Source organism: Kitasatospora sp. NPDC004669 (assembly GCF_040609455.1).
GTDB lineage: Bacteria > Actinomycetota > Actinomycetes > Streptomycetales > Streptomycetaceae > Kitasatospora.
Genome location: NZ_JBEXKB010000127.1, coordinates 1 through 13,243 on the forward strand (window position 1 = coordinate 1; position 13,243 = coordinate 13,243).

The following is a 13,243-nucleotide window of genomic DNA, read 5'->3' on the forward strand; positions in this document are numbered from 1 at the left end:
GCCCGGCGGGTGTCCCGCCGGGCCGGCCGTCCTCGTCGCGCCGCGGGCGCCCGACGCCGCCGCTACGCGTCCCGGGAGCGGAACGCCGCGTACGCCGCACCCAGCACCGCACCGGTCGCGGCGCCCATCACGCCGAGCCCGGCGGCCGGGCCGAGCAGGCCGTCCTGCTGGTGGACGGCCATCACCTGGGAACCGGCCCGCGGTGGCCAGTAGGTGGCCACAAACTCCGGCAGCCGACCCGGCAGCGCCGGGGCGAAGGCGGGCACGATGAGCATCCCGCCGAACAGCGCGCTCGCGGTGCCCGACGTGTTGCGCATCAGCCCGCCCAGGCCGAGGCCGAGCAGCCCGGCGGTGGCCAGGTAGGCGCCGCCGCCGACCACCGCCCGCAGCGCCTCCGGGTCGCCCAGGCCGGTGTGCGGGGCGCCGTGTCGGGCCAACACGGCCTGGCCGCCGAGGAAGCCGCTGACGGTGGTCGCCAGCCCGACGCCGAGGGCGGTGGTGCCGAGCACTGCCGCCTTCGCGGTGGCCAGCCGACCCCGGTCGGGGACAGCGGTGAGGGTGGGGACGAGGGTGCCGGTGGTGTACTCGGCGGTGATCGCGAGCGCGCCCAGCAGCCCGATGGTGACCTGGGCGACCAGGTGTCCGCGCAGGCTGACCTCGGTGGGGTCGAAGGCCAGTCGCTCGGCCTCCGACATCGCGGCGTACCCGGTGCCGGCCGCGTTGCTGGTGAGCATGGCGAGCCCGGCCCCGGCGACCACCGTGCCGAGCGCGAGGTAACGGCTGGAGCGGGTGGTGCGCAGCTTGGCCCACTCGGCCCTGGCCGCGTCCCTGAAGGTCGGCCGGCGCTCGGCGTACGGCCGGGCGGCCCGGCGGCCGAGCAGTCCGCGTTCGGCGGGCCGGGCCGGCACCGGCTCAGCCGCGCGCCTGTCCGAGACCGGCCCGTCCGACTCCGGCCTGCCGACGGACGCGGCCTCGCCGCCCGTCAGGGTCATGAACGCCTCCTCCAACGAGCGCCGCCGGGTGGCGAGCTCGTGGAGTTCCACCCCGGAGGCCGCGGCCAGCGCGCCGATCCGGGCGCTGTCCATGCCGGTCACCGCGAGCGCGCCGTCCGGCAGGCGGCGCACGGCTGCGCCGGCGTCCGAGAGCTCGCGGCCGAAGGACTCGGCGGCGGGCGTGCGGACCAGCGCCTCGGCGTGGCTGTTCGCGTCGACGAACTCCTCCACGCTGGTGTCCGCGAGCAGTCGGCCGCCGCCGATGACCAGCAGGTGATCGGCGGTGAGGGCCATTTCGGCCATCAGGTGGCTGGAGACCAGGACGGTGCGCCCCTCCCCGGCGAGCTTGCGCATCAGGTCGCGGAACCAGACGATGCCCTCCGGGTCCAGGCCGTTCAACGGCTCGTCCAGGATGAGCACCGGCGGGTCGCCGAGCAGTGCCGCGGCCAGGCCGAGGCGCTGCAGCATGCCGAGGGAGAACGCGCCGGCGGGCCGGTGAGCGGCGTGGCGCAGGCCCACCAGTTCCAGGACCCGCGGTACCCGCGCCGGGTCGAGGCCGTTGCTGTGGGCGAGCACCAGCAGGTGCTGGGACGCGGTGCGGCTCGGGTGCACCGCACGCGCGTCCAGGAGGGCACCGACCTGCCGCAGCGGGGTCGGCAGGTCGGCGAACGGCCGGCCGTCGAAGGTGACGGTGCCGCTGGTGGGCGTGTCGAGGCCGAGCACCATGCGCAGGGTGGTGGTCTTGCCGGCCCCGTTGCGGCCGAGGAAGCCGGTGACCTCACCCGGCCGGACGGTGAAGGTGAGGTCGTCGACGGCGGTGACCTCCCCGAACCGCTTGCTGAGCCCGCGTACCTCAATCATGGGACCTCCGTCGAGAAGGTGATCAACTTGAGAGTGACCAGAATTGAACTTGGGTCAAGCATAGTCCCACGCCTGGCGTATTGACTGGCTTTCAAATCTGGTCATACATTGAAGGAGGAGGGGTCACCCGACCTCGCGCCGCCCGACCAGTTCGCCCGGTCCGCGGTAGGCGACCACGATCTGCCCTAACAGCTCCCCCGGCCCGGGCTCCGACGGGGGGACCTGAAGGTCGGTGGGCAGGTCCGAGCGCCGACTCACCTTCAACTTGCGGTACACCCGGGTGAGATGTTGTTCGACGGTACTGACGGTGATGTAGAGGCGGCCGGCGATCTCCCGGTTGGTGCAGCCGAGCGAGGCCAGCGCGGCCACCCGCAGCTCGGCCTCGCTGAGCAGGCCGACCCCGCTGTGGCCGACCGGACGCCGGGGCGACTCCGCGGCCGGCAGCACGTGCCGCAGCAGCGGCGCGCGGCGCGGCTCAGGCACCCGCTCGCCGGCCAGCCGCAAGGGCTGCTGGGCGCCCTGCTCCCGGAGGGGCTCCGGCTCGCCGACCAGCGGCCGGACCTCGCCCGGGTCGCCCAGGTCCGCCAAGTCGGACAGGGCGTAGGAGAGTTCGAGCCGGTCGTCGGCCGCCTTGAGGTTGGCGACGGCCTCCCGGAGCAGCTCCGAACGGCTCTCCGGCGCGGCGACCCCGGCCAGCGTGCGCAGGGTGATGCCCCGGGCGCGGGAGCGGCCGGAGCCGAGCCGGGCCAGCTGCTCCTCAGCCAGCCGGGCGGCCTGCTCGCGCTCGCCCAGGCGCAGCAGCGCGTCGGCCGCGGCCGAGCGCCACGGGATCACGTCGGGCTGGTCGATGCCCCAGGCGCGCATCTGGTCGCCGCAGGCGAGGAAGTCGGCCAGGGCTTCGTCGCAGCGGTCGGTGGCGAGGTAGTGACGGCCACGCGCGTAGCGGTAGTGCAGGCCGTAGCGGGTCTCGAACATCGCGGCGGGCACCGGCTGGTTGAGCAGCTCGGCGGCCTCCTCGTGCTTGCCCAGCGCCGTCCTGGCGAGCAGCAGGACGGACAGCGGACTGCCGACCGTGGTGCCCCAGTTGCGCGGGGCCAGCAGGCGCATCGCGGTCTCGGCGTGCTGTTCGGCGGCCCGCGCGTCGCCCTCGCGGACCGCGATCGCGGCGCGGATGCTGGCCAGTCTGGCCGCCCAGCTCGGGATGTCCCTGGCCAGCGCCTCGTCGAGCAGTGGATCGCACCAGCGGGCCGCCCGGTCGGGCTGGCCGCCGTAGTGGAGGCTGAGCAGCGCCGCCTCGATCGGCGCGATGTCGGCGGCCTCCAGGACGGTGGCCTGGAGGACCCGTTCGGCCCGGTCGACCGTGCGCTCGTCGGGGCCGGCGGTCAGGACGGTGGAGAACAGCGTCGCGGCACGGGACCCGAGGCTGGCCAGGCCGCTCCAGGGCAGGGCGGCGACCGGCCGCAGGCCCGCACTGACGAGCGCGTCCGGGTGGGTGCCGCGCATCCAGTGCACCAGCGCCGTCAGGTCGTCGGCGACCTGGGTGTCCTGTTCGGCCTGACGGCGCAGGTGGACCAGGGCCGCCACGACCTGCTCGGTCCGTCCGTGCCAGAGCATGAACCGGACCAGGGCGGTGCCCTGATGACCGGTCAGGCAACCGGCGGCCAGGGCCTCGCCGAGCAGGTCGAGGTGGCGCACCGCCAGCGCCGGATTGACCCGCCACTGGGCGCCGACCAGCAGCATCACGGTCGGAATGCACTCGGGTCCGCCGCCCAGCAGGCGCTCGGCCCGTTCCAGGTAGCCGATGGCGTGTTCGGCCGTGCCCTCGCGCAAGGCCTGCTCGGCCGCGGACTTGAGGATCCCCGGCACCCACGGCTCGTCGATGTCACCGGCGCCGAGCACGTGCGGGGCGACGTCGGACGCCGGGGCACCCATCGCGTGGAGCAGCTGGGCAGCGGCGTAGTGCAGCTCGGACCGGCGCTCGGCGGACAGCTCGCCCAGCACCGCGGCGCGAGCCTGCGGATGGCGGAAGCCCCCGTCGCTGACGAAACCGGCGGCCGTCAGGTCCTCGATGGCCTGGACAGTGCTGCGCCGGTCCAGGACGAGCAGCCGCTCCACCGTCTCCGGCAAGCTGGGCTCGTCCAGGACGGCCAACGCCCGGGCGACCGCCAGCATGGTCGGGTTGCCCCGGTGCAGGCAGGCGAGCAGGGCCTGGGAGAAGGAGTCGCCCACCTCGATCGCCCCGTGGGGCCGGCTCTCCACGCCGACGGTCGGCGCCAGCTGGGAGTCGTCCAGCAGGGCCCGGACCAGCAGCGGGTTGCCGCCGCTGACCTCGTGGTAGCGGACCGCACTGGCGCGCGGGACGGTCGTGCCGAGGTTGGCGGCGAGCATCCGCTCCACACCGCCGACCGAGAGCGGGCCGAGCCGGATCCGCCGGAAGCCGGGCTGGCGCAGCAGTTCCACCCGGAAGCGCGGATTGTGCCCCTGGAGGTGTTCTGACTCGTTGAAGACGAAGAGGACCCGGGCGTACCGCAGCCGCCGGATCAGGTGGAGCAGGTAGTCGAGCGAGGCCTGATCGGCGTCCTGGACGTCGTCGACCGCGATCACCACGGACTGGACACGGGCCAGCCGGGCGAGGGCCGCGGCGAGCGCGTCCAGCAGCGCGAAGTCGACCGGACCGCTCCCCCCGGCCCCGGCCGACGCTGCGGCGGCCTCGGCCACCAGGCTCCTGGTCGCGGCATCCGCCGGGCCCGGCCCGTACGCGGCGGCCGGCGCGGAGCAGACCAGCTGGTGGAGCGCGCCCAGCGGCGCGTTCCTGGCGTCGCAGGCCAGTGCCGTGAGCACCACGGCGCCCTGCTCGGTGGCACGCTCCGCAAAGGCGTGCAGGAGTTCGGTCTTGCCGCTACCGGCCGCCCCGCTGACCAGGGCGAGCGCGCACCGGCCACGTCTGCCGGCTTCCAACTGGGCGTCTAATGCCGCGAGTTCTTTCCCTCGATCGATGAGAACGGTCGTCACCATAGCCCCCTGAGGCATGAAGCGACACGCACCGGTCCGCCGCACCGGGTCGCATCGCAGGAAGAGGCCCCGTTTCACCGCGGGCGACGACGCGCCCAGGTCCCAGTGCCTCTGATGAAGAAGAAACTCCGTGAAGGACCGCCCGTTCGGTCACCGGGCAGCACCGCGTCGACGCCACGGGTCGATGCGCCCCTGGACCGGTTGTGCTGGTCTTCGGTGATGGTGACCGAGTCACGATCCGTGGCCGCCGACCGGCCTCGGATCCGCGCCGCCGACCGGCGCGGGGACGGGTACTCCTGCTCCTGGTGGCCGAGCCCGGACAGCTTCGCGCTGGTCGAGACACTCGGCTCCACTCCTCCCCAGGCAACTGGGATGCCGGGCGCCCCGGACGGTCCCTCTCGCTTTGAGATCGGGATGAATGTATGACCATTCGCGAAGAACAGTCAACCTCCGTCAGTTGTCCAGTCGGCGAAGTCGCAGCTTGGACCGACTTTAGACGTTCTGTTCAACGTTGGTGACCGTGTCGCAGGGTTCATCCCGGTACACCGCCCACTGCTCCGCCGTGCACCGGCCCGCCTGGACACCGAGGGATCACCTCCGTGGTCGCGACCGGCCACACCACGCGCGTTAAGTGAGGGTTCGATGTCAGAGATCAACACGAGCGTCGCCGTTGCCGACCTCCCGCTGACCCGCAGCGACGTCCTGGACGCCAGACTGCGGCTGGCCGGGCGGGTCCGCCGGACTCCGGTGGTGCGCAGCGACGACCTGGACCGCAGGGCCGGCGCCCGGTTCTGGCTGAAGGCCGAGAACCTGCAGCGCGGCGGCTCGTTCAAACTGCGCGGCGCCCTGCTCGCGGTCGAGCGCATGGTCGCCGCCGGCAGCGTGGGCGTGGTGGCGCAGAGCACCGGCAACCACGCCATCGCCGTCGCCCTGGCCGCCCGCGAACTCGGCGTCACCGCCACCCTGGTGCTGCCCGAGGACGCCGCCCCGACCAAGATCGGCCGGATCCGGGACAGCGGCGCCGAGGTGATCCTGGCCGGCACCGTGCTGGCCGACCGGATCGCCGTCGTCGAGAGCGTGCGGGAACTGCGCGGCTACGACGTGGTGGACCCGTACCAGGACCCGGACGTCGTCGCGGGCCAGGGCACCGCCACCGCCGAACTGCTGGAGCAGGTCCGCTCGGAGGGCCAGCGGCTGGACGCCGTGGTACTGCCGGTCGGCGGCGGCAGCGCGGTGGCCGGCGCCTGCCTGGCGGCCGCCGGCGAGCACGTCGCGGTGGTCGCGGCCGAGCCCGCCGCGGTGCCGGCGCTCACCGAGGCACTGCGCCACGGGCAGCCCTGCAACGTGGCGGTCCGGCCGACCCTCGCGGACGGTCTGCGCCCGGACCGGATCGGCGCCCTGCCGTTCGACACCTGCCGCAGTTCGCTGAGCGAGGTGCTGACGGTGGAGGAGGCGGAGATCGCCGAGTCGATGTACGTCACGCTCACCCACACCCGTCTGCTCGTCGAGCCGGCCGCCGCGACCGCCCTGGCGGCGGCGATGCGGCTCGCGACGGCGCCCCGCTGGCAGGGGCGCAACATCGGCGTGCTGCTGTCCGGCGGCAACGTCGAGGAGAGCCTGGTGGCCTCGCTGCTCGCCGAGTACACCGCCCAGTAGGTCCCGTGCAGTCCCGTCCCTATCACCAACCGTGGAGGTTCCCTGTGGCCAGCTACAAAGCCGTCCTGGTCGGCGGACCGGCCGGCATCACCGACGAGGATCGGATCCGGCACGCCAAATCCCTGGACGACACCATCAAGTGCCCGAGGTACGGCGGCTACGAGCACTTCCGGCACACCGGCGAATTCGTCTCGCTCGACGGCGAACCGACCGCGATATTCGAGTGGACCGCCCGGACAAAGGTCGCCGAATGACCCCCGAATGACCGCCCGACAAAATGAAGGGCCCGGCCCCGCAGCCGGGCCCTTCAGCCGTTTCCGAGCGTCGGCCCGGAATTCGACGAGAAAACCTGTGAGAAGCACCGGGCCCCGGCCGAATCACTCGGCCGGGGCCCTGGTCCGTAAATCCCGCGCGCGGGAGAGCGGTGCGGGATCACCCGCGGTGCGATCCCTCCAGGATCTCGGCGACGGCGTCCGCGAGCCCCTTGTGGGACAGCATCGCGCCGTGCTCGACGTCGATCTCCAGCTCCCGTGCCACCGCCAGCCGCTCGCCCGCGACCCCGGAGGCCCGCATCGCCCGCAGCCCGCTCAACGGGCTCGCCGAGCTGAACGCCACCGCGTCGCGCCAGCGGTCCAGCGGGTCGATCTCCGAGGCCGCGGCCAGGTAGCAGAGGAAGGACTCGAAGACCGAGAACAGCTCCTCGCGCCGCACCTCGTCCAGGCCGACCTTGCTGAACGCCGGCTCGCCGATCTCCCGGATCAGCGCGACCAGCCCGTCCTTGAGCGCGCCGATCGCCGGCGTCCGGTCGTGCACCTCCTGGCCCGCCGCCCGGGCGGTGGCGACGTCCTCGGCCGAGATCACCGAGGACATGAAGCCGACCACCTTGTGGTACTGCCACATCAGGGTCTGCGCGACGGAGATCTCCGGGTCGAAGATCAGCAGCAGCGGCTCACTGTCCTGCCAGGCCGAGATCCGGTCGGCCAGCGCGGAGGCGTAGACCGAGCCGGCACAGAACCCGAGCAGCGCCCGGACCTGCGGACGCTCCGCCTCCAGCCGCGCGGACCAGTGGTCCAGGAAGCCGGCGCCACTGCGCGTGGCCGGCGTCCCCGCCTCGGGCGGGACGGTCTCCCAGACCGTCAGGCCGCCCGGAAGATTGGCCACCAGGTCGGAGAAACGCGCCTCCGGCCGCCCGGTGGTATCGAAATCGACGGCGAGGACGATTCCCTCGGAACCCCCGCCGTCCACCAGCGTCCGCCATGAATCGGACCCCGCCATCACCACTCCTTGGTCATGCGTCGACAATCCTGACCGGAATCCTAGAAATTCGGGCACCGGCCGGGCATCCCCCTAACACCCCTAATCACCCCCTAGCCGCGCCTTCGGAAGCGCCGAATGACGCCGCGCCACCGGCTAGGGGTATCGGGCGGGGACGGCGCCAGAGTAGCGTCGCACCGTAATTTCGTACATTCGGAAAGCACATTCGGGAAAGACCGAACGCCCGTTCATCCAGGGGAGGCTCAGATGGGACCCGCAGCGATATCCGGTGCCGCACCCGGCGGGAGGTCCACCCGGGACCTAACGCCGGCGACGCGCAAAGAGGAGGCCATGTGGCTGCTCGAACGCCTGGTCCCCGACGCGGCCGCCAACAACCTGTCACTGGCGTTCCAGGTGGAGGGCACGCTCGACCCGGCCGTGCTCCAGGCCGCCCTCGACGTCATGCTCCGCCGCCACGAGGTGCTCCGCACGGTCTACTTCACCTCCGGCGCCGAGCTGATGAAGTCGGTCGTGCCGGCCGAGCACTTCGTCGTCCGGATCGAGGAGATCGCGGAGTTCGCGCCGCCCGCCGAGGAGATCGAGCTCGCACTGCGTCCCTGGATGACCCGTCGGTTCGCGTTCGACGGGCGGCCGCTGGTGCGTGCCGGCCTGTTCCACCACCCAGACGGCCAGGTCGTCTGCCTGGCCTTCCACCACCTCGTCTACGACATCATCTCCGGCACCACCCTGCTCAAGGAGCTGGTCGCCGCGTACGACGGGATCGCCGCGGGCGCTGGCGCCCCGGCCGAACTGCTCACCCCGGTCGCCACGTTCCACGAGCCCGAGCCCAGCCCGGAGAGCCTCGCCTACTGGCGCGAGCGGCTGGAGGACTTCGACCCCGAGGTGCTCGACCTCGCCTGCGGCGCCTCCGACGGCGCCGACCCCACCCTGCGCGGCGACCAGCTCGCCTACCAGCTGTCCGGCCAGGCCAGGGCGGCCGTCGCCGCACTCGGGCGCGCGGCGCGCGCCCCCGAGGCGGTCGTCCTGCTCGCCGCCTACTACGTGCTGCTCGCCGCGCACGGCGCCGGCCCGGACATCACCGTCGGCTCCCCGGTCAGCGTCCGCCCCAAGGAGGACCCGGGCGCGGTCGGCCACCACACCAACGTGCTGCCGCTGCGGGTAAGCGTGGACGCGGCCGAGGGCTTCCGCGGCCTGGTCCGCCGTGCCCGGGACGCCTACTTCGGCGCGCTGGAGCACGCCGACGTCCCGGTGGACAGCATCTCCGACCTGGTCCCGCGGGCCGGCTCCTCCTGGCGCAACCGGCTCTGCCGCCACCTGTTCAACTACTTCCCGCAGCTGGGTCTCACCGACGAGCTGCGACTGAACGGCAACCGGGCCCGCGCGCTGGTGCTGGAGAACGGCTACAGCAAGTTCGACCTGGAGTTCTTCCTCGCCTCCTCCGAGTCCGGCATCCGGATCATCGCCCGGTACGGCACCGACAAGCTCGATCGGGGCGACGTCGAGGCGCTGCTGCTGCGCTACGACGCGCTGCTGGTCGCCGCCGCCGCGGACCCGGACCTACCGGTCGGCCGGATCCAGGTCTGGAGCGAGCAGGACCACGCGGTGATCGAGGCCGCCAACGACACCGTCGAGCGCTACACCCCCACCGACATCCCCTCGGCCGTCCGCGCCCACGCCCTCGCCACCCCGCACGCCGTCGCCATGGAGCAGGGCGACCGTACGGTCGGCTACCACGAACTGTGGGAGGCCGCGCTGGACAACCGGGACGCGCTCACCTCCGCCGGCGTCAGCGCCGGCGACATCGTGGCCCTCGCCTCGGCCCGCTCGCCCGAACTGACCGCCGCCGTGCTCGGCATCTGGCTGTCCGGCGCCGCGTACCTGCCGGTCGACCCGGACCACCCGGCCCAGCGGGTCGCCTACCTGCTGGAGGACTCCGGCGCGCGGGTCATCCTCACCGACCGCGAACTGCCGCTGCCCGCCGACCGCGAGACGGCCCGGCTGCCGCTGGCCCGGGTCGGCGGCAGCCCGAGGCGCTGGAACGGCGAGGACGAGCCGCCGCTGATCGACCCGGCCTCCGCCGCGTACCTGATCTACACCTCCGGCTCCAGCGGCCGCCCCAAGGGCGCCCTGCTGCCGCACCGCGCGGTGGCCAACGTCGCCGCCGACTACACCGTCCGGCTCCGGGCCACCCCGGAGGACGCGACGTTGTGGACCACCACCTTCGCCTTCGACATGGCCAACCTGGAGCACTACGTCCCGCTCTACTCGGGCGGACGGATCGTCATCGCGCCGGACGAGGCCCGGGTCGACGGCCGGGTGCTGCTCGAACTGCTCAAGCGCTACCAGCCCGGCATCGTCCAGGCCACCCCGACCACCTGGCGGCTGGTCCTGGAGCACGTCGGTGACCAGCTCGCCGGGCGCCGCGTGGTGATCGGCGCCGAGCCACTGCCCGTCCCGCTGGCCGAGCAACTGCTCGCCACCGGATGCGAGTTGCACCATGCGTACGGGCCGACCGAAACCACCACCTGGTGCACCTGGGGCATCCTGGACAACGACCTCGGCGAGCGCCCGCACATCGGCAAGCCGATCCAGAACATCCAGGTCATGGTGGTCGCCCCGGACGGCCGCGAGCTGCCGGTGGGCGTGCGCGGCGAGCTGTGGATCACCGGCGACGGCGTCTCGCTCGGCTACCACGAGCGCCCTGAACTCAACGCCGACAGGTTCGGCGACCACCCGCGCCACGGGCGGTACTACCGCAGTGGGGACATCGGCCGTTGGCGGGCCGACGGCAACCTGGAGGTGTTCGGCCGCTCCGACCGGCAGGTCAAGCTGCGCGGCAACCGGATCGAGCTCGGCGAGGTCGAGTCCGCGGTGCTCAGCCACCCGCAGGTGCGCGCGGCCGCTGCCGTGGTGGTCGGCGACCGCAGTGCCGACGGCCGTCTGGTGGTCTTCGTCGAGTCCGCCGACGGCCCGGAGATCGTGGACGGCCTCTGGGAACACGCCCGTACCGAACTGCCCAACTCCGCACTCCCGCAGGACTTCCTGGTGATCGACGCACTGCCGACCAACGCCAACGAGAAGGTGGACTACCTCGCCCTGGAGAAGCTGGCCGCCGACGGCCGGCCGGCACCCGGCGCGAGCGAGGGCAGCGCGCCCGAGCCGACCGACGAGCTCACCCGGACGGTCGTGGACCTGTTCCGCGAGTTGTTGGGCCGCGAGGACGTGAACGCCCACACCAACTTCTTCACCCACGGCGGCCATTCGCTGCTCGGCGCGCAGCTGATCCAGAAGCTGGAGGAGGGCTCCGGCGTCACGGTCAAGCTGGCGGACCTCTTCTCCGCCCCGACCCCCGCGGCGCTGGCGGCGCACGTGCGCGGCGCATAGCACCGCACCCGCACCATCCGCATCGACGGCCCGAACGCCCCGCACGGGGGCGCTCGGGCCGTCGGCGTGCCCGGGCCGCGGAGGATCCGCCCACCCCTACCCCACCCCGTCACCGGGGCCCCTACCGGGGGCGATCCTCAAATCCCGCTCAAATCCGCCTAGGGGCACGATCGGGGTACCGGGCGGTCCGGCGGCCTATCTAGACTCGCATCGTTCCCACGGCGCACCGGAGTTCCCCCGGACATCCGGCCGGTGCGGCCGCACGGAGCCGTTTATCCCCTCATTCCCCGGCCTCATCCCGACAGGTACACGGTGCAGTGGGCCGGCGCGCTCGATCGCCCCATTGCGTGGAAGGAGCACCAGATGACGTCCGTTCACAAGGTCACCGGCGAGTGGGTGCGCCGGTTCCACCCCAGCCCCGAGGCCGGACTGCGCCTCGTGCTCTTCCCGCACGCCGGCGGCTCCGCCAGCTACTACTTCCCGCTCTCGGAGGCACTGGCTCCGGACATAGAAGTCCTCGCACTGCAGTACCCGGGCCGCCAGGACCGGCGCGCCGAACCGTGCGTCACCAGCGTCGCGGAGCTCGCCGACCTGATCTTCTCGGAACTCCAGCCGTGGACCACCGGGCCGTTCGCGTTCTTCGGCCACAGCATGGGCTCGATCCTCGCCTTCGAGGTCGCCCAGCGGTACCGCAACCGGCTCGGCCGGCGGCCGCTGTGGCTGTTCGCCTCCGGCTACCCGGCCCCTTCCAAGCTGCCCTCCGGCACCGTGCACCTGCGCGACGACGCCGGCGTGGTAAGAGAGTTGAAGGAGGTCGGCGGCACAGACCCGCAGTGGCTGGACAACCAGGACCTGCTGGCCACCATCCTGCCGACCGTCCGCGGCGACTACCAGGCCATCGAGACCCACACCTGGGTGCCCGAGCCTCCGCTGGACTGCCCGATCACCCACATGGTGGGCAGCGACGACCCGCACACCTCCACCACCCAGTCGCTGGCCTGGGACGACCACACCGGCGCCGAGTTCGCCCGGCACGTGTTCCCCGGCGGCCACTTCTACCTGGAGGAGCACCGGGACGCGGTGGTCGACATCGTCGCCACCACCCTCGCCAAGGCCCGCAGCGCCGCCGCCGCGGAAGGGAGCGCCTCGTGAGGTACGAACTCCTCGGCTCGCTGCGGGTCGTCGACCGGAACTCCACCACCTTCCTCAGCGCCCAGAAGATCGAGACGCTGCTCGCCACCCTGCTGGTCCGCGCCGACCACGTGGTGACCACCGACCAGCTGATGAACGAGCTCTGGGGCGAGAAGATGCCCCGCCGGGCCTCCGCCGGGCTACACGTCTACATCTCCGACCTGCGCAAGTTCCTGCACCGGCCGGGCGACCAGGAGGGCCGGATCGTCACCCGCTCCTCCGGGTACATGCTGCGGCTGCACGGCAGCCGGATCGACCACCAGGACTTCCTGGAACTCACCGACCTCGGCCGCCGACACCTGCGGGACCACCGGTACGAGGAGGCCGCCGACTGCTTCGAGCGCGGGCTCGCGCTCTGGCGCGGCCCGGTCCTCGGCGACATCGGCGAAGGCCCGATCCTGCGCAGCTTCGGCATCTGGCTCACCGAGGCCCGGCTCGACTGCTCGGAGATGCAGATCCAGGCGCAGCTCCAACTCGGCCGCCACCGTGAGCTGGTGGGACGGCTCTTCGCGCTGATCGCGGAGAGCCCGCTGCGCGAGACCTTCTACCGGCAGCTGATGGTCGCGCTCTACCGCTCTGACCGGCGAGCCGAAGCCCTGAAGGTGTACCAGTCCGCACGTCGGATGCTGATCGACGAGCTGGGCCTGGAACCGTGCTCCGCGCTCCAGCAGTTGCACGAGGCCGTGCTGGCCGCCAACGACCGGCTGCTGCTGGCCGACGACCGCGTCCTGGTGGGCAGCAGCCCCGCCGCCTGACACCCGCTCACCCCCTGCCGCACCCCGGCACCCCCGTCACACCGCAGGAGACTCACTCAGACCCGGAGGACCCGGCTTAGCGGGGTCGACCGACGGTCCCGGGGACGCGCGAGCGTG

The 13,243-nt window shown here is 72.7% G+C and carries 7 protein-coding genes and 1 pseudogene; 5 read left to right on the top strand and 3 right to left on the bottom strand.

Translation table 11 applies throughout. From position 1 onward, the window contains the following. Positions 1-980: 980 nt before the first annotated feature. Positions 981-1,853: pseudogene (locus tag ABZW30_RS44595) on the bottom strand (ABC transporter ATP-binding protein); the annotation flags it as partial. Positions 1,854-1,976: 123 nt separating this feature from the next. Further along, positions 1,977-4,865 carry an AAA family ATPase gene (locus ABZW30_RS44600; protein ID WP_355677059.1) on the bottom strand — a complete coding sequence of 963 codons (2,889 nt, stop codon included), beginning with the start codon at positions 4,863-4,865 and terminating at the stop codon, positions 1,977-1,979. Between the two features lie 642 nt (positions 4,866-5,507). On the opposite strand from ABZW30_RS44600, the gene ABZW30_RS44605 reads away from it, so the two are divergent. Together ABZW30_RS44605 and ABZW30_RS44610 are read left to right on the top strand one after the other, a co-directional pair. Further along, the gene (locus tag ABZW30_RS44605; RefSeq protein WP_355677060.1) at positions 5,508-6,521 is read left to right on the top strand and encodes a pyridoxal-phosphate dependent enzyme; all 1,014 of its coding nucleotides are present in this window, start codon (positions 5,508-5,510) and stop codon (positions 6,519-6,521) included. Positions 6,522-6,565: 44 nt separating this feature from the next. Then, entirely contained in the window at positions 6,566-6,775 is a 210-nt protein-coding gene (locus ABZW30_RS44610; protein WP_355677061.1) for a DUF5988 family protein, read from the top strand. Positions 6,776-6,953: 178 nt separating this feature from the next. Here ABZW30_RS44610 and ABZW30_RS44615 read toward each other — a convergent pair whose 3' ends face one another. Further along, positions 6,954-7,796 (bottom strand): hypothetical protein, encoded by an 843-nt coding sequence (locus ABZW30_RS44615; protein WP_355677062.1) that lies wholly within the window; start codon positions 7,794-7,796, stop codon positions 6,954-6,956. 246 nt (positions 7,797-8,042) lie between these two features. Here ABZW30_RS44615 and ABZW30_RS44620 point away from each other — a divergent pair, with 246 nt between their 5' ends. From ABZW30_RS44620 to ABZW30_RS44630, 3 genes are all read left to right on the top strand, one after another. Continuing rightward, complete coding sequence (locus ABZW30_RS44620; RefSeq protein ID WP_355677063.1) at positions 8,043-11,180, top strand: amino acid adenylation domain-containing protein; 3,138 nt, start codon at positions 8,043-8,045, stop codon at positions 11,178-11,180. 363 nt (positions 11,181-11,543) lie between these two features. After that, positions 11,544-12,332 (top strand): alpha/beta fold hydrolase, encoded by a 789-nt coding sequence (locus tag ABZW30_RS44625; RefSeq protein WP_355677064.1) that lies wholly within the window; start codon positions 11,544-11,546, stop codon positions 12,330-12,332. Continuing rightward, positions 12,329-13,126 carry an AfsR/SARP family transcriptional regulator gene (locus ABZW30_RS44630; RefSeq protein WP_355677065.1) on the top strand — a complete coding sequence of 266 codons (798 nt, stop codon included), beginning with the start codon at positions 12,329-12,331 and terminating at the stop codon, positions 13,124-13,126. Before ABZW30_RS44625 ends, ABZW30_RS44630 begins: the two co-directional genes overlap by 4 nt. Positions 13,127-13,243: the final 117 nt, after the last annotated feature.